This window comes from Streptomyces sp. CRN 30, assembly GCF_034105845.1.
Genome location: NZ_JAVRHI010000337.1, coordinates 41,843 through 58,178 on the forward strand (window position 1 = coordinate 41,843; position 16,336 = coordinate 58,178).

Annotated in this window: 14 protein-coding genes and 1 tRNA gene; 6 read left to right on the forward strand and 9 right to left on the reverse strand. The window is 73.3% G+C overall.

Annotation, left to right across the window (positions count from 1 at the left end; all coding sequences use genetic code 11):
* The first annotated feature begins 1 nt into the window (after window position 1).
* The 3 genes from cbiQ (at window position 2) to UW392_RS36195 (ending at window position 2,806) form a co-directional block, all read left to right on the forward strand.
* The gene (cbiQ, locus tag UW392_RS36185) at window positions 2-763 is read left to right on the forward strand and encodes a cobalt ECF transporter T component CbiQ (protein WP_320779448.1); all 762 of its coding nucleotides are present in this window, start codon (window positions 2-4) and stop codon (window positions 761-763) included.
* Window positions 760-1,524 carry an ABC transporter ATP-binding protein gene (locus UW392_RS36190; RefSeq protein ID WP_320779449.1) on the forward strand — a complete coding sequence of 255 codons (765 nt, stop codon included), beginning with the start codon at window positions 760-762 and terminating at the stop codon, window positions 1,522-1,524. The genes cbiQ and UW392_RS36190 overlap by 4 nt, the downstream gene beginning before the upstream one ends.
* Window positions 1,525-1,630: 106 nt before the next feature.
* Entirely contained in the window at window positions 1,631-2,806 is a 1,176-nt protein-coding gene (locus UW392_RS36195) for a serine hydrolase domain-containing protein (RefSeq protein ID WP_320779463.1), read from the forward strand.
* Window positions 2,807-2,834: 28 nt separating this feature from the next.
* Here UW392_RS36195 and UW392_RS36200 read toward each other — a convergent pair whose 3' ends face one another.
* From UW392_RS36200 to UW392_RS36210, 3 genes are all read right to left on the reverse strand, one after another.
* Window positions 2,835-3,341: a YbaK/EbsC family protein gene (locus UW392_RS36200; protein ID WP_320779450.1), complete on the reverse strand. Its 507-nt coding sequence runs from the start codon at window positions 3,339-3,341 to the stop codon at window positions 2,835-2,837.
* 129 nt (window positions 3,342-3,470) lie between these two features.
* Window positions 3,471-5,678, reverse strand: coding sequence for an MMPL family transporter (locus UW392_RS36205; protein ID WP_320779451.1), 2,208 nt, complete (start codon window positions 5,676-5,678; stop codon window positions 3,471-3,473).
* Between the two features lie 106 nt (window positions 5,679-5,784).
* Window positions 5,785-6,384, reverse strand: a complete 600-nt coding sequence (locus tag UW392_RS36210) for a TetR/AcrR family transcriptional regulator (protein ID WP_320779452.1) — start codon at window positions 6,382-6,384, stop codon at window positions 5,785-5,787.
* 186 nt (window positions 6,385-6,570) lie between these two features.
* On the opposite strand from UW392_RS36210, the gene UW392_RS36215 reads away from it, so the two are divergent.
* Complete coding sequence (locus UW392_RS36215) at window positions 6,571-9,942, forward strand: S41 family peptidase (RefSeq protein ID WP_320779453.1); 3,372 nt, start codon at window positions 6,571-6,573, stop codon at window positions 9,940-9,942.
* A gap of 81 nt (window positions 9,943-10,023) precedes the next feature.
* On the opposite strand, the gene UW392_RS36220 is transcribed toward UW392_RS36215, so the two are convergent.
* The 3 genes from UW392_RS36220 to UW392_RS36230 form a co-directional block, all read right to left on the reverse strand.
* Complete coding sequence (locus UW392_RS36220) at window positions 10,024-10,206, reverse strand: hypothetical protein (RefSeq protein ID WP_320779454.1); 183 nt, start codon at window positions 10,204-10,206, stop codon at window positions 10,024-10,026.
* Window positions 10,207-10,303: 97 nt separating this feature from the next.
* Window positions 10,304-11,194 carry an SDR family oxidoreductase gene (locus UW392_RS36225; RefSeq protein ID WP_320779455.1) on the reverse strand — a complete coding sequence of 297 codons (891 nt, stop codon included), beginning with the start codon at window positions 11,192-11,194 and terminating at the stop codon, window positions 10,304-10,306.
* The gene (locus tag UW392_RS36230; protein ID WP_320779456.1) at window positions 11,191-12,711 is read right to left on the reverse strand and encodes an NAD(P)/FAD-dependent oxidoreductase; all 1,521 of its coding nucleotides are present in this window, start codon (window positions 12,709-12,711) and stop codon (window positions 11,191-11,193) included. Before UW392_RS36230 ends, UW392_RS36225 begins: the two co-directional genes overlap by 4 nt.
* 132 nt (window positions 12,712-12,843) lie before the next feature.
* On the opposite strand from UW392_RS36230, the gene UW392_RS36235 reads away from it, so the two are divergent.
* Window positions 12,844-13,488, forward strand: coding sequence for a MerR family transcriptional regulator (locus UW392_RS36235; protein ID WP_320779457.1), 645 nt, complete (start codon window positions 12,844-12,846; stop codon window positions 13,486-13,488).
* A 1-nt stretch (window position 13,489) separates the two neighbouring features.
* Here UW392_RS36235 and UW392_RS36240 read toward each other — a convergent pair whose 3' ends face one another.
* Window positions 13,490-14,293: an exodeoxyribonuclease III gene (locus UW392_RS36240; RefSeq protein WP_320779458.1), complete on the reverse strand. Its 804-nt coding sequence runs from the start codon at window positions 14,291-14,293 to the stop codon at window positions 13,490-13,492.
* A 68-nt stretch (window positions 14,294-14,361) separates the two neighbouring features.
* Here UW392_RS36240 and UW392_RS36245 point away from each other — a divergent pair, with 68 nt between their 5' ends.
* Window positions 14,362-14,838: a GNAT family N-acetyltransferase gene (locus tag UW392_RS36245; RefSeq protein WP_320779459.1), complete on the forward strand. Its 477-nt coding sequence runs from the start codon at window positions 14,362-14,364 to the stop codon at window positions 14,836-14,838.
* Window positions 14,839-14,974: 136 nt separating this feature from the next.
* Here UW392_RS36245 and UW392_RS36250 read toward each other — a convergent pair.
* Together UW392_RS36250 and glpR are read right to left on the reverse strand one after the other, a co-directional pair.
* Window positions 14,975-15,048 (reverse strand) — tRNA-Ala (locus UW392_RS36250).
* Between the two features lie 81 nt (window positions 15,049-15,129).
* On the reverse strand, window positions 15,130-16,329 hold the full coding sequence (glpR, locus tag UW392_RS36255; RefSeq protein ID WP_320779460.1) for a gephyrin-like molybdotransferase receptor GlpR: 1,200 nt from the start codon (window positions 16,327-16,329) through the stop codon (window positions 15,130-15,132).
* Between the last annotated feature and the right edge of the window lie 7 nt (window positions 16,330-16,336).

Below are 16,336 nucleotides of genomic sequence, written 5' to 3' on the forward strand. Positions count from 1 at the left end.
CGTGGGGTCGGGCCACGCGCACCGGCTCCACCGGCCCGGCGACTCCCCCGTGCACGCCCTGCCCCCGCACACCAAGCTCGCCGCGACGTTCGCCTTCGTCGTCGTGGTCGTCTCCACGCCGCGTGAGGCGATGTGGGCGTTCGGGCTGTACGCCGTACTGCTCGCGGCGGTGGCGTACGCGGCCCGCGTCCCGCCGCTCTTCCTGCTCAAGCGGCTGCTGATCGAGGTGCCGTTCGTGGCGTTCGCGGTGCTGATGCCGTTCGTGGCGGAGGGCGAGCGGGTGGACGTCCTCGGCCTGTCCCTGAGCGTGAACGGCCTGTGGGGCGCCTGGAACGTCCTCGCCAAGGGCACCCTCGGCGTCGCCGCCTCCGTCCTGCTGGCGTCCACCACCGAACTGCGGGCGCTGCTGCTGGGCCTCCAGCGCCTGAAGCTGCCGCCGCTCCTCGTCCAGATCGCCTCCTTCATGATCCGCTACGGCGACGTCATCACCGACGAGATGCGGCGGATGCGGATCGCCCGGGAGTCGCGGGGGTTCGAGGCGGGCGGGGTGAAGCACTGGGGCGTCCTCGCGAAGTCCGCCGGGGCGCTCTTCATCCGCTCCTACGAACGCGGCGAGCGCGTCCACCTCGCCATGGTCAGCCGCGGGTACGCCGGTTCCATGCCGGTCATCGACGAGGTGAGCGCGGACCGGGCGCAGTGGTCGTACGCGCTGGCCCTCCCCGGTGCGGCCCTCGTCGTCTGTCTGCTGGGATGGACCCTATGACGACCGCTCCGACCGCACCCGCCTCCCTGGAGGTCTCCGGCCTCGCCTTCGCCTACCCCGACGGCCACCAGGCCCTGTTCGGCGTGGACTTCTCCGTGGCACGCGGCGAACGGGTCGCGCTGCTCGGCCCGAACGGCGCCGGCAAGACGACCCTCGTCCTGCACCTCAACGGCATCCTCACCGGCGGCGCGGGCACGGTGACGGTCGCCGGGCTGCCCGTGGACAAGCGGCACATGGCCGAGATCCGGCGCCGGGTCGGCATCGTCTTCCAGGACCCCGACGACCAGCTGTTCATGCCGACGGTGCGGGAGGACGTGGCGTTCGGGCCGGCGGCGGCCGGGCTGCGCGGCGCCGAGCTGGAGGAGCGGGTCGGCACCGCGCTGGCCCAGGTCGGCATGGCGGGGTTCGAGGACCGGCCGCCGCACCACCTCTCCTTCGGCCAGCGGCGGCGGGTGGCGGTGGCGACCGTCCTCGCGATGCGGCCGGAGATCCTCGTCCTGGACGAGCCCTCCTCCAACCTGGACCCGGCCTCCCGCCGCGAACTCGCCGACATCCTGCTCGCCCTGGACGTCACGGTGCTGATGGTCACCCACGACCTGCCCTACGCCCTCCAGCTCTGCCCCCGCTCCCTGATCCTCAGCGACGGCGTGATCGCGGCGGACGGCCCGACCGCCGGTCTGCTCTCCGACGACGCGCTGATGCGGGAGCACCGCCTGGAGCTGCCGTTCGGCTTCGACCCGCGCTCGGTCACGACGTCCTGACGGCGGACGTCCTGACGGCGGCGTGACGACGGCCACATGAGGAATCGCCCGGGACGGATGTGCGTTGCACGCACTGTCGGCGGGTGAACTGAGGGGGACGACGGACGTGGACGTGCACGGCACTGTGACCGAGGGGTTCGAGGCGGTCGGGGACGCGTTCGCGAGGAACTTCGGCGACCTCGGCGAGCGGGGTGCGGCCGTCGCCGTGTACCGGGACGGCCGCAGGGTCGTCGACCTGTGGGCCGGCACCCGCGACGTGGACGGCACCGAGCCGTGGGAGCGCGGGACCGCGCAGGTGGTCCGCTCGGCCACCAAGGGCGTCACCGCCGCCGTACCGCTGCTGCTGCACCAGCGCGGGGAGCTGGACCTGGACGCGCCGGTGAGCGCGTACTGGCCGGAGTTCAAGCGCCACGGCAAGGAGCGGATCACGGTCCGGCAGGTTTTGAACCACCGGGCCGGGCTGCCGCTCCTCGACCGGCCGCTGACCCCGGACGAGGCTCTCGACCCGGCGCGCGGCATCGAGGCGGTCGCCGCGCAGGCCCCCGTCTGGGAGCCCGGCACCGACCACGGCTACCACGCGCTGACGTACGGCTGGCTGGTCGACGGCCTGGTCCGCCGGGTCACCGGGCGGGGCACCGGCGAGTGGATCGCCGACGAGATCGCCCGGCCGCTCGGCCTCGACCTGTGGATCGGGCTCCCGGCGGACGAGGAGCGGGCCGGGCGCGCGGGCCGCGTCGGACGTCTCGACGACGCCCCCGAGCCGCTCTCCGGCGGCCTGCGGATGCGCCCCAAGCGCTCCGTCACCGCCGCCTACGACGACCCCGCCTCCCTCACCCGCCGTGCCTTCGGCTCGGTCTCCCCCGCGGGCGACCAGAACGACCCGGCGTACCGGGCGGCGCCGATGCCCGCCGCGAACGGCATCGCGACCGCCGACGGGCTGGCCCGTTTCTACGCGGCGCTGATCGGCGAGGTCGACGGGGTGCGGCTGTTCGACCCGGCGACGGTGGCGGCGGCCCGTGCCGAGGAGTCGGCGGGCCCCGACCGCGTCCTCGTCGTCGCCACCCGCTTCGGCCTCGGCTACATGCTGCACGGCGGCGCGTCCCCGCTGCTGTCCCCCGGCTCCTTCGGCCACCCCGGCCGCGGCGGCTCCCTCGGCTTCGCCGACCCGGAGACGGGCATCGCCCTCGGCTACGTCACCAACGGCTTCCGCCGCACGGTGACGGCCGATCCGCGGGCGCAGGCACTGGTACGGGCGGTACGGGTGTCGCTCGACGCGGGCTGAGCACCGCCGCGGTACGGCCGGGCCCGGCTCAGGACGGCTGCTGCTCGCGGACGTCCACCACGGTGGCGCCGGCGTGCGCGACCAGGTCCTGCGGCGCCATGGGGAAGACGGCGTACGGGGTGCCGGCGGCGGCCCAGACGACGTCGTGGGCGAGGAGCGAGCGGTCGGCGAGGACACGGGTGCGGGTGCGGTGTCCGAAGGGCGGGACGCCGCCGATGGCGTACCCGGTGGTCTCGCGCACGACGTCGGCCTTGGCGCGGGTGACCTTCTCGGCGCCGAGTTCGGCGCGGACGCGGTCCACGTCGACGCGGGAGGCGCCGTCCATCAGGACCAGGACCGGTACGCCGTCCGCCGCGAAGATCAGCGACTTGCAGATCTGGCTCAGCTCGCAGCCGACCGCGGCGGCGGCCTCGGCGGCGGTGCGGGTGGCCTCCGGGAAGCTCCGGACGCGGGCCGTGAGGCCGTCGAGTCCGAGGGCGACGAGGGCGGCGGCGAAGCGGGGATGGGCGGCGGAGGTTCCTTCGGTCGTCGTCATGGCGGCACGGTAGCCGCCGGCGCGCGGGCCGGGCGACCGAGTTGTCGGGGGGCGGGAACGAGGAAGCCGGTGAGGGCAGCCCCGTCCCCACGGAACCCTCACCGGCTGGTCTCTCTCAGGACCGGCGCGTCAGGCGCGCGCCAGTTCCTGTTCCTCGTCCTCGCGGTCGGTGAGCGCCTTCAGGCCCTCGCCCTCCACGTCCACGTTGGGCAGGGCGCGGTCCAGCCACTTCGGCAGCCACCAGGCCCGCTTGCCCAGCAGTGCGAGGACCGCGGGGACCAGCGCCATGCGGACGACGAACGCGTCGAAGAAGACGGCGATCGCGAGGCCGAAGCCGATCATCTTGACCATCGACTCGCTGGACCCGATGAAGCCCGCGAAGACCGCCATCATGATGACCGCGGCGGCGGTGACGACCCGTGCGCCGTGCTTGAAGCCGGTCACGATGGCCTCCTCCGGCTTCTCGCCGTGGACGTACGCCTCCCGCATGCGGGTGACCAGGAAGACCTCGTAGTCCATGGCCAGTCCGAAGACCACGCCGACCATGAAGATCGGCATCATCGACATGACCGGGCCGGTCTGCTCGACGCCCAGCAGGCCGGCCAGCCAGCCCCACTGGAAGACCGCGACGACGGCGCCGAGGGCCGCCAGCACGCTCAGCAGGAAGCCGAGGGCCGCCTTCAGCGGGACCAGGACCGACCGGAAGACGACGATCAGCAGCAGGAACGCCAGGCCGACGACGAGCACCAGGTACGGCAGCAGCGCGTCGTTCAGCTTCTCGCTGACGTCGATGTTCATCGCGGTGGAGCCGGTGACGTAGATCTCCGCGCCGGTGTCGGACTTGATGGAGCCGCCCGCGTCGCGGATGGAGTGCACCAGGTCCTCGGTGGTGACGGAGGACGGCTTGGAGTCGGGGATCACCGTGATCGTGGCCGTGTCGCCGGCCTTGTTGGGCGTCGCGGGCGCCACCATCGCGACGTCGTCGAGACCCTTGATCTCGTCGGTCACCTTGGTGAAGGCGGCGTCGGGGTCGTCGCTGTTCTTGGCGTCGGTGACGACCACCAGCGGGCCGTTGAAGCCGGCGCCGAAGCCCTCCGAGAGGAGGTCGTAGGCGCGGCGCTGGGTCGTCGAGGTCGGCTGGGAGCCGTCGTCGCCCAGGCCCAGCTCCAGGGAGGTGGCCGGGATCGCGGCGGCGCCGAGGCCGACGACACCGAGCAGCAGCACGGCGACCGGACGGCGGACGACGAAGCGCGCCCAGCGGGTGCCCATGTTGTCCTTGGCCGGCTTCTTCTCGGCGCGGCCGCCGCCCAGCAGCTTGCTCTTGGCGCCGGCCGGCCTGACCCGGCGGCCCGCGTAGCCGAGCAGCGCGGGGACCATGGTGAGGGCGATGAGGACGGCGATGGCGACGGTGGCCGCCGCCGCGATGCCCATCTTGGTCAGCATCGGGATGTTGACGACCGCGAGGCCGACCAGGGCGATGACGACGGTGAGGCCGGCGAAGACCACGGCGGAGCCGGCGGTGCCGACGGCGCGTCCGGCCGCCTCCTCGCGTTCGCGTCCCTCGGCGAGTTCCGCGCGGTAGCGGGAGACGATGAACAGGGCGTAGTCGATACCGACCGCGAGGCCGATCATCATCGCCAGGATGGAGGTGGTGGAGCCCAGTTCCAGGGCGCTGGCCAGCGCGGTGATGGACGAGACGCCGATGCCGACGCCGATGAGCGCGGTGAGCAGCGGCAGTCCGGCCGCGACCAGCGAGCCGAAGGTGATGACGAGAACGACGGCGGCGACGGCGATGCCGATGACCTCGGTGGCGCCGGTCTCGGGCACGGCGCTGAGCGCGTCACCGCCGATCTCGACGGTCAGCCCGGCGTCGCGCGCCTCCTGGGCCGCGTCCTCCAGGGCGGTCTTGCTGGACTCCTCCAGCTCCATGCCGGAGACGTCGTAGGTCACCGACGAGTAGGCGATGGTGCCGTCCTCGCTGACCGTCTTCGCCTCGTAGGGGTCGGCCGCGGCGGCGACCTCGGAGCCGTCGGCCAGCTCCTCGACGGTCTTCTTGACGGTCGCCTTGTTGTCGGCGTCCGTCATCTTCTCGCCGTCGGGCGCCTTGAAGACGACGCGCGCGGTGGCGCCGTCGGCGCTCTGACCGGGGAAGCGCTGGTCCAGCAGGTCGAAGGCCTTCTGGGCCTCCGTACCGGGGATGGAGAAGGAGCTGTTGCCTGCGGGCGGCGCGGTGGCGGCGCCGATACCGGCGACGGCCAGCAGCGCCACCCATATCAGGGCGACGAAGTGCCGTCGCCGGAAGGCGAGACGGCCGAGCTTGTAGAGGAACGTTGCCACGGGGGCGTACTCCCGGTCATGTCGTGGGGTGTTTCGGGGCAGGGGTGATCAGCCCGGCGACGTGAGCGGTGACGTCAGGTGGGGGCTTGCCGTGGGGAGGGTGGTGTCAGGAGGTGGAGACGCCGAGTGCGGGGAGGATCACGGCGTCGATGTAGGAGGTGAGGAAGGTCCGCGTGGGTGGTTTCTCGTCCAGCAGGACGGTCGTGGCGAAACCGCCGACCATCATGTGGACGAGGAAGTCCAGGGCCGGACAGTCCGCTCTGATCTCACCGCGGTCGACGGCGCGTTGCAGCACGCGCCGGAACTCGGCCATCTCCGGTTCGATCAGCTGGTCCCGGAGCGCCTGGCGGAGATCCGGGTTCTTGTGGAGGGCCATGGCGACACCCCGCATCAGCGCGGAGTTCCGTTCCATGGTGCAGTCGTCCTCGCGGGCGAGCAGACAGTGCAGGTCGCCGCGGAGCGACCCGGTGTCGACATCGGCGACCTGGCCCGGCTTGGTGCTCCGGATGGCCTTGACGACCAGCTCGGCCTTGCCGCCCCACTGGCGGTAGAGGGTGGCCTTGCTGGACCGGGTGCGGGTGGCCACGGCGTCCATGGTGAGGGCGTCGTAGCCGACTTCCCGGAGCAGGTCGAGCACGGCCTCGTACAGCTCGGCCTCGCGCTCGGGAGTGATCCGGCTGCGGCGCACCGTTGCGGCCTCGGCCATCTCCCTCTCACCTCTCCAGTTCAGGTCGACACGGTCTGCGTATGTGTCGAAGATAACCCATCCCTCTAACGAAACGAAACGGTTTCGTACGTGGCCTCGGTCACGGTTGTGAGGATCCCGTAAGCCCCGCCTGTGCGCGGCCGCGCGCCGCTGTCCGAGTTGCTGCCGTGAGTACCCCGGAAAAGCATGGACAAGGTGAGCTATCTGCGCTTCCCGCACCTCCACGCCGGTCTGCTGAGCTTCGTGGCCGAGGACGACCTCTGGCTCGCGCCGCTGGACGGCACGGGCCGCGCCCGGCGGCTCACCGTCGACCGCACCAAGGCCGCGCACCCGCGCTTCTCGCCCGACGGCCGCCACCTCGCGTACACGAGCTGGCGCAGTCTCCTGCCGGAGGTGCACCTGGTGCCGGTGGCGGGCGGGCCGGCCCGGCAGCTCACCCACTGGGGTTCGCTCGACACCCGGGTCTGCGGCTGGACGCCGCCCGAGGAGGACGGCAGCGCGGCGGTCCTCGCGGTCACCTCCCAGGGCGAGCCGTTCTCCCATCTGACCTGGGCGTACAAGATCTCCCCCGACGGCGACCCGGGCCGCAAGCTGCCCTGGGGTCCGGTCTCCGACCTCCAGGCCGCCGAGATCGCCGGCGAGCGCAGGACGCTGCTGCTCACCGGCACGGCGCCGCACGAACCGTCCGCCTGGAAGCGGTACCGGGGCGGCGCCACCGGCCGGCTCTGGCTGCACGGGCAACGGCTCCTCGACGGCCTCGACGGGCACCTGCACTCGCCGATGTTCGTCGGCGGCCGGATCGCGTTCCTCTCCGACCACGAGGGCGTCGGCAACCTGTACTCCTGCGCGTACGACGGCTCCGGCCTGCGCCGCCACACCGACCACGACGCGTTCTACGCCCGGCACGCCGCGAGCGACGGCACCCGCGTGGTCTACCAGTGCGCGGGCGACCTGTGGCTGGTCGACGGCCTGGCGCCGGACTCCGTGCCGCGCCGGCTCGACGTGCGCACCGACGGTCCGCGGGCCGGGCGGCGCACGTACCAGGTGCCCGCCGCGCAGCACGTCGGCGGGGTCTCCGTGGACGAGACGGGACGGGCCAGCGCGGTCGTCGTCCGCGCCGGCCTGTACTGGCTCACCCACCGGGACGGGCCCGCCCGCACCCTCGCCGACACCCCGGGGGTACGGGTGCGGCTGCCGGAGATGCTCGGCGCCGGCGGCCGGGTCGCGTACGTCACCGACGCCGCCGGCGAGGACACCGTGGAGATCGCCCACCTGCCCCGGGCCACCGGGGGCCGCGCGCCGCACCGGCTGCCGTACGGAGACCTCGGCCGGGTGCTGGAGATGGTCTCCGACCCGGCCGGCGAACGCCTGGCCGTCGCCGCCCACGACGGCCGCCTCCTCCTCCTGGACGTACCGGCCGAGGGGGCGGCCGGGGAGGCCGGGGAGACGGGCGCGGACGCCGGGGAGACGGCCGGGGAGGCCGGGGAGACGGGCGCGGACGCCCGGGAGGCAGGCGCGGACGCCCGGGAGGCGGGCGCGGACGCCGGTGTCACCGAGTTGGCGCGGTCCGTCAACGGGCCCGTGCGGGATCTCGCCTTCTCCCCCGACGGCTGCTGGCTGACCTGGTCGCACCCCGGCATCGGCCGCACCCTTCGGCAGATCAGGATGGCCCGCATCGGCGGCCGGAACGGCCCGCTCGTCGTGGACGTCACCGACGGCCGGTTCGAGGACGAGAACCCCGTCTTCACCCGGGACGGCCGCTACCTCGCCTTCCTCTCCTGGCGCGGCTTCGACCCGGTCTACGACGTGCACACCGGCGACCTGTCCTTCCCGCTGGGCTGCCGCCCGTACCTCGTCCCCCTCTCCTCGGCCACCCCCTCGCCGTTCGCGCTCAGCCCCGAGGGCCGGCCCGCCGCGGGCGGCGAGGACCCGGCCGAGGACGGCCCCGGCGAGGGCGGCGCGGTGACCGTCGAGATCGAGGGCCTGGCCAGCCGGGTGACCCCGTTCCCGGTCACCGCGTCCAAGTACTCCGCGCTGCACCCGGTCGCCGACGGCGGACTGGTCTGGCTGCGCTGGCCGATCTCGGGCGCGCTCGGCGAGACGTTCGCCAACCCCAGCGACCCCAGCGAACGCCCCACCCTGGAGCACTTCAGCCTCAGCCGGGCCAGGAAGTCCGAACTCGTCGACCACCTCGACTGGTTCGCGGTCAGCGGCGACGGCACCCGGCTCGTCGTCCTCGACGAGGGCGACCTGCGCGCCGTCCCCGCGACCGAGGCCGCCGACGGCGACTCCACCGTGTGGATCGACGCCCGCCGCATCCTGCACCAGGTCGACCCGGGCGCCGAGTGGCGGCAGGCGTACGAGGAGGCGGGCCGGCTGATCCGCGCGTTCTTCTGGGAGCCGGGGATGTGCGGCGTCGACTGGGACGCGGTGCTGGCGCAGTACCGGCCGCTGGTCGAACGGGTGGCCTCGCCCGACGAGTTCGCCGATCTGCTGCGGGAGGTGATGGGCGAGCTGGGCACGTCGCACGCCTACGTCTCCGCCGCCCGCCGCAACGAGGGCCCGCCCCACTACCAGCGCCTCCAGGGCCTGCTGGGCGCCGACTTCGTCTGCCGGGACGGCCGGTGCGTCGTCCGGCGCATCCTGCCGGGCGACTCCTCCGACTCCAAGGCGCGCTCCCCGCTGGCCGGCACCGGCATCCGCGACGGGGCCGCGCTGACCCACGTGGACGGCCGGCCGGTGGACCCGGTGGCCGGCCCGTACCCGCTGCTGGCGGGGGCCGGGGCGACGACGGTGGAGCTGACCTTCGAACCGGCCGGGGGCGGCCCGCCGCGCCGGGTCGCCGTCGTCCCGCTGATCGACGACCGGCCGCTGCGCTACCAGGACTGGGTGGCGCGCCGCCGCGAGAGGGTACGGGAACTGAGCGGCGGCCGCTGCGGCTATCTCCACATCCCGGACATGGGCGGCTCGGGCTGGGCGCAGTTCAACCGGGACCTGCGCATGGAGGTGTCGCGGCCCGCGCTCATCGTGGACGTGCGCGGCAACGCGGGCGGCCACATCAGCGAACTGGTCGTGGAGACGCTGACCCGCACCATCCTGGGCTGGGACCTGACGCGGAACGCCCAGCCGGTGTCGTACGCGTCCAACGCGCCGCGCGGTCCGGTCGTCGCGCTCGCGGACGAGGCGACGTCCTCCGACGGCGACATGATCACGGCGGCGTTCAGACTGCTGGGGCTCGGCCCGGTGGTCGGGCAGCGGACCTGGGGCGGGGTGGTCGGCATGACCGGCCGGCACCGCCTCGGTGACGGCACGGTGATCACGGTGCCGATGAACGCGGCGTGGTTCGACGAGTACGGCTGGTCGGTGGAGAACCGGGGCGTGGACCCGGACGTACCGGCCCTGCGCACGCCGCTGGACTGGGCCGAGGGCCGCTGTCCCGTGCTGGACGAGGCGGTACGGCTGGCCCTGGAGCGGCTGGAGACGGAGCCGCCCGCGACACCGCCGGGGTACGACGACGTACCCGACCGCTCCCGCCCACCGCTGCCGCCGCGCGGCTGACCGGCACGACGAAGGGGCGCCCCTCCCGAGGAAGTCCACGGAGAAGGGGCGCCCCTGCGCACCGCTCAGCGGCGCGGCGCGTCAGACCTCGCGGTCGCGGCGGGCACGCTCGCCCGGCTCCTGCCGCGCGGGCTGCCGGTCCATCTCGTCGCCGTCGCGGCGACGGGCCCGGTCCTGCACGCGCTCACGGGCCTGGTCGGCCTTCTCGCGGCCCTGCTGCTGCATCCGCTCGGACTTCTCCTGGAACTGGTCCTTGATACCCATGTGGGGTCAACTCCTGGGTGAGATCGGGCCCGGCGACGACTGTGTGGCCGGGCTCGATCAGCGTCACACGGGCGGTGACCGTCCGCATGTCGATCAGTCACGGACCGTGGTGGACCGTCGTGCGGTGCTGTTCGTCGGCGGCGCCACCCGCTCCGACCAGGCCCGTTCCGATCCCGGTGAGCCGTCCGGCGAACCGGCGCATCTCCCGCTGGCCGACCGTGCCGATGAGGCCGGGCAGGTAGCCGCGCACGCCCTGCATGCCGCGCAGCCACCACTGTCCGTAGACGTGGCTCGACCGCCGTTCGATGCCTTCCACGAGCCGGTCGACGGCCGGGCCGAGCGGGTACGTCTTGTTCGACGGCCAGGGCAGCCGCTGCCGCAACTCCCGCATGACGTCGTCCTGGTCGGCGCCGCGCACCATGTCGGTGTCGGTCCAGGAGAGGTAGCCGACGCCGACCTTCACGCCCCGGTGGCCGACCTCGGCGCGCAGGCTGTGCGCGTACGCCTCGACGCCCGACTTGGAGGCGCAGTACGCGGACATCATCGGCGCGGGGGTGAGCGCGGCGAGGGAGGCGACCTGGAGGAGGTAGCCGCGGGTCTCGAAGAGCGCCGGGAGGAAGGCCCGTGCCGTCACCGCCGAGCCGATCAGATTGACCTCGATCACCCGCCGCCACGACTCGGGGTCGGAGTCGGCGAACGGACCGCCGGTGGCGACACCGGCGTTGGCGACGACGATGTCCACCCGCCCGAACCGTTCCCTCACCTCGTCCGCGACCCGGGTCATCGCCTCGTGGTCGGTGACGTCGGCGTGCCAGATCCCGCTGTCGCCGTGGAGCCGGGAGGAGACCTGCTTCAGCCCGTCCGGTTCCAGGCCGACCAGCGCCACCCGCACGCCCCGGGCGGAGAGTTTGCGGGCCAGCAGCTCCCCGACGCCGCGCGCGGCTCCGGTCACGACGGCGACCCGTCCTTCCAGACTGCCCCTGCTCATGCGCCCACCTCCACGTTCTCCTCGACCACGACGGGCGACCTCCGCCCGCCGGTACGCAGCACCTCGTACTCGCTCAGGTCCACCCGGCGCGTGGCCCGCCGGAACTCGGCGGTCGTGCCGGGCCAGACGGTGGTGTTGCGGCCGGCGGCGTCCAGGTACCAGCTGGTGCAGCCGCCGGTGTTCCACACGGTGCGCTTCATCCGCTCCTGCACGCGCCGGTTCCAGGCGCCGACGGCGGCGGGCCGGGCGTCGAGGGCGGCCCGCCCCCCGAGGACGTGCAACTGCCGCAGATAGTCGGCCAGGTAGTTCAGCTGCGACTCGATCATCAGGATCATGGACGAGTTGCCGAGGCCGGTGTTGGGGCCGATGACGGTCATGAAGTTCGGGAAGCCGGCCGCCGTGGCGCCGCGCAGCGCCTCCATGCCGCCCTTCCAGCTCTCGGCGAGGGTCCGCCCGTCCGCGCCGACGACCCGCTCCGCGATCGGCATGTCGGTGACGTGGAACCCGGTGCCGAAGACGATGACGTCGGCCTCGGTCTCGGTGCCGTCGGCGGCGACGAGGGTGGAGCCGCGCACCTCGCTCAGTCCGCTCGCGACGACGTCCACGTTGGGCCGGGTGAGCGCCGGATAGTACGTGTTGGACAGCAGGATGCGCTTGCAGCCGATGCGGTAGTCCGGGGTGAGCTTGGCGCGCAGGGCCGGGTCCTTCACAGCGCGCGCCATGTTTCGCTTGGCGATCTGCTCGACGAAGCCCAGCTCTTCGGGGTGTTTGGTGAACGCCTGGACCTGGAGTTCGCGGATGCCCCAGAGCAGGCCGCGCCGGAGCTTGGTGGTGGCGGGCAATGTGCGGTGCAGGAGGCGCTCGGCGCCGCTGATGGCGCGGTCGGCGCGCGGCATCACCCAGGCCGGGGTGCGCTGGAACAGCGTCAGCCGGCCGACCCGGGGCTGGACGGCCGGGACGATCTGGATGGCGGAGGCGCCGGTGCCGATCATGGCGACGCGCTCGCCGGTGAGGTCGTGGTCGTGGTCCCAGCGGGCCGAGTGGAAGACCTTGCCGGGGAACGTGTCGAGCCCCGGTATGTCCGGGACCTTGGGGTCGGAGAGCGGTCCGGTGGCGGAGACGACGACGTCGGCGGTGAGGTCGCCGCTCGCGGTCTCGATCCGCCACCGCAGCTCGTCGGCCTCCCAGGTCATCCGCTTCACCTCGGAGTCGAACCGGAGGTGCGGGCGGAGCCCGAAGGTGTCGGCGACGTGCTCCAGGTAGGCGCGGATGTGGGGCTGCCCGGAGAAGGTGCGGGGCCAGTCTGCGTGCGGCGCGAAGGAGAACGAGTACAGGTGGGACGGCACGTCGCACGCGCACCCGGGGTAACTGTTGTCCCGCCACGTCCCGCCGACGCTCCCGGCCCGTTCCAGGATCACGAAGTCCGTGATCCCCTCCCGGCGCAGCCGCACGGCGGCACCCAGCCCGCCGAACCCGGATCCGACCACCGCGACCCGTACATGCTTGTGCTCGGCCATCCCGACGCCTCCAGCATCGCCGTCGACTCTGCCAGTGAACACTGGCGCAATGGGGAGACTAAAGGAGTCGGCTACCGATGGGTAGGGGTCGGGAGAAAGAAAGTTACCGCCGGTACGTCCTATGGTCGGGGCGTGACCGAGAAGCGCGAATACCGCATGGAGGAACTTGCCCGGCTGGCCGGCGTCACGGTGCGCACCCTGCGCTTCTACCGCGAGCGCAAGCTGATCCCGCCGCCCCGCCGCGAGGGCCGCATCGCCTGGTACGACGACCACCACCTGGCCCGCCTGCGCACGATCGCGGCGCTGCTGGAGCGCGGCCACACCCTGAACGGCATCGCGGAACTGGCCGACGCCTTCGACCACGGCCGCGACGTCGGCGACCTGCTCGGCCTCGGCGAACCCACCGAGGAGACCCCGGTCCGCCTCACCCCCGAGGAACTCGCCGACCGCTTCCAGGGCCAGGACACCCCGGAGAACCTCGCCGCCGCGATGGACCTCGGCTACCTGGGCACCGACGGCGACGAGATCGTGCACATCAGCCGCCGCCTGCTGGACGCCTCCACGGCCCTGGTCCGCGAGGGCGTCCCGCTCGCCGAGGTCCTCGACGCGGGCCGCCGCGTCCGCGCCCACACCGAGGCCCTGGCCGACCTCTTCGCCGACCTGGTCCTGCGCCACGCGACCGAACACGACCTGCCCCGCCTGCGCCCGCTGGCCCGCAGCGTGGTGGAGTCGGAACTGTCACTGGCGCTGGACCGGCGGCTGCGCGGGAGGAAGTGAACTACCGGTCGTAGACCACGGTCACCGGCGCGTGGTCGGACCAGCGCTCGGCATGGGCGGCGGCCCGCTCCACGTAGCCCTTGACCGCGGAGGCCGCCAGTCCGGGAGTGGAAACGTGGTAGTCGATGCGCCATCCTGCGTCATTGTCGAAAGCCCGCCCCCGGTACGACCACCACGAGTACGGCCCCTCGACGTCCGGGTGCAGTGCCCGCACCACGTCCACGTACCCGCCCTCGCCCGGGTCGAGGACCCGCCCGAGCCACTCCCGCTCCTCGGGCAGGAAGCCGGAGTTCTTCCGGTTGGCCCGCCAGTTCTTGAGGTCGGCCTCCTGATGGGCGATGTTCCAGTCGCCGCAGACGACGACCTCGCGCCCGTCGGCGGCGGCCCGCTCGCGCAGCTCCTTGAGGTAGGCGAGGAACTCCCCCATGAACCGGATCTTCTCGTCCTGCCGCTCGGTGCCGACCTCGCCGGACGGCAGGTAGAGGGAGGCGACCGTCACACCGGGCAGGTCGGCCTCGACGTACCGCCCGCTGCCGTCGAACTCGGACGAGCCGAACCCGATCCGGACGCGGTCGGGCTCGCGCCGCGTGTAGAGGGAGACACCGGCCCGCCCCTTGGCGGCGGCGGGCGCGTGCGTGACGTACCACCCCTCGGGCTCCCGGACCGTCTCCGGCAGTTGCCCGGGTTCGGCGCGCACCTCCTGGAGGCACAGCACGTCGGCGGGGGTGGCGGCGAGCCACTCCACGAAGCCCTTCTTGGCGGCGGCCCTCAGGCCGTTCACATTGACGGAGGTCACGGTGAGCATCAGGGCACGATACCGGCACACTGGACGTCGTCCCGTCACAGGTCCCGCATTGACATACGGTAGGAAAAATGGACATACGCCCGGTCCCCTTCGACCACCCCGACGCCCGGAAGCTGAACGACGAGGTCCAGGCCGAGTACGCCGCCCGCTACGGCGACGGTGGTGACGAGACGTACCTGGAGGCGTCGCACTTCGCGCCGCCGAACGGCCTGTACCTGATCGCGTACGACGAGGGCGGCGTGCCCGTGGCGACGGGTGGCTGGCGGGCCCAGGAGTCCAACGAGGAGAACTACCGGGACGGCGACGCCGAGCTGAAGCGGATGTTCGTGATCGAGCAGATGCGCGGCCGGGGCATCGCCCGCCGGATGCTGGCCGCGCTGGAGGAGGACGCCCGAGCTGCGGGGCGGGTCCGGATGGTGCTGGAGACCGGTACCGAGCAGCCGGAGGCCGTCGCGTTGTATCTCTCCAGCGGGTACGAGCCGTGCGAGAAGTTCGGCTACTACCGGTTCCACGAGAGCAGCCTCTGCTACGCGAAAGCGCTCTAGGCGTACCGGCCGCGCGGCCGCACCGCGCGGCCGGTCCTGACGGCACATCGCGGGTCGGCCGCCCCTGACATACAGAAATCCCGCCCGATCTTCCATCGGACGGGATTTCCCAACCACCTCGCGGTAGTTGTTGCGGTGGACCTGAGGGGATTCGAACCCCTGGCCCCCTCGATGCGAACGAGGTGCGCTACCGGACTGCGCCACAGGCCCTTGCAACGAGTGAAACTTTAGCACCCCTCCCGGCCTGCTCAAAAATCCGTTCCGGGGGCCGGAGGCCGAGGGGCCGAGCGGCTACTCGTTGGCGGCCTTGGGCCGCTCGCCGTCCTCGTACTGGTCGAAGAGCGGCGTACGGCCCCGCTCCCGTGCCCGACGCGCGGACGCGGCGCGACGAGCGCCGCTGCGGGCGGGCCCCTCCGGCCGGTCGTCGGCGTGCGGGGCGGGGTGCTCGGGCTCGGCACCGGACGCCGGTGCCTCGGCGGCGTCGGCCGCGTCGGCGTCCGGGGCGGCGGCGCTGGAGCGCGCCGAGCTCCACGCGTCGGGCGCCGAGAGGTCCACGCGGCCCGTGGCGCGCGGGGCGACCGGCGCGGTCACGTACGTCGGCAGGGGCACCGGCACCGGGTCCCAGCTCTCGCCCTGTCCGGGGCGGCGCTGCCGTTCGCGCTGCTGGTCGACCCACTCGGCGTGGTCGGTCTGCTCGACCAGGGCCCGCCGGTCGGCGGCGAGCGCCGACAGGCCGGGGTCGGTCTCCGTCACCGGGTTCTCTTCCGGTTCCTCCGCGTCGGTCTCGGCACCGACGTCGGCCGTGGCGCGCCGGCGGGGCTGGCGGCCGCGCTCGCGCAGGTGCTGGGCCGCGACCTCGGCCTGCCGACGGTCCATCTGGAAGGCGAAGCGGCGCCGCTCCTGCCCCCGGAGATAGGCGATGTACGCGCTGAGCAACACGGCCGGCACGGCGGGCGCCCAGAGGAACGCGAGCCCGCCGACCGCGGCGACGATCGCGCCGAGGGTGAAGGCGAGGAAGAGCATGACGGTGGTGCGCCGGCGGCGGGCCAGCACCTTGGACCGCCGGGCGCGGGCCGCCGCGGCCCGGTCGGCCGCCGCCGCCCGCTCCGCGGTCGCCCGGTCCACGGCGGCCGGGTCGCGCCGGGCGGCGCGCTCGGGGGCCGGGACCGCGGGGGCCGGGACGGCGGGAGGCGGGGCCGTGGGGCGGGTCTCGCGCCGGGTCCTGGACACGGCGAAGGCCCGGACGTCCACCGAGTCGGTGACGGCGTCCGGCGCGTCGGTGCCGGGCTCCTCCTCGGCGGAGCGCGCCCGCAGGTCCTTGGCGTAACGGCGCTCCATGCCCGCCCGTCCGGACAGGAGCCGGATGGCGGTGCTGAAGCGTTCCGTCGGACGGGCCTCGTTCAGCTCGTCCTGCCTACGGAGCCACATCGGCACCAAGTAGGCGGCCCAGGCCCCGACGATGACTGCGTAGATGAGGCCGCTGCTGCTCACGCCTCAC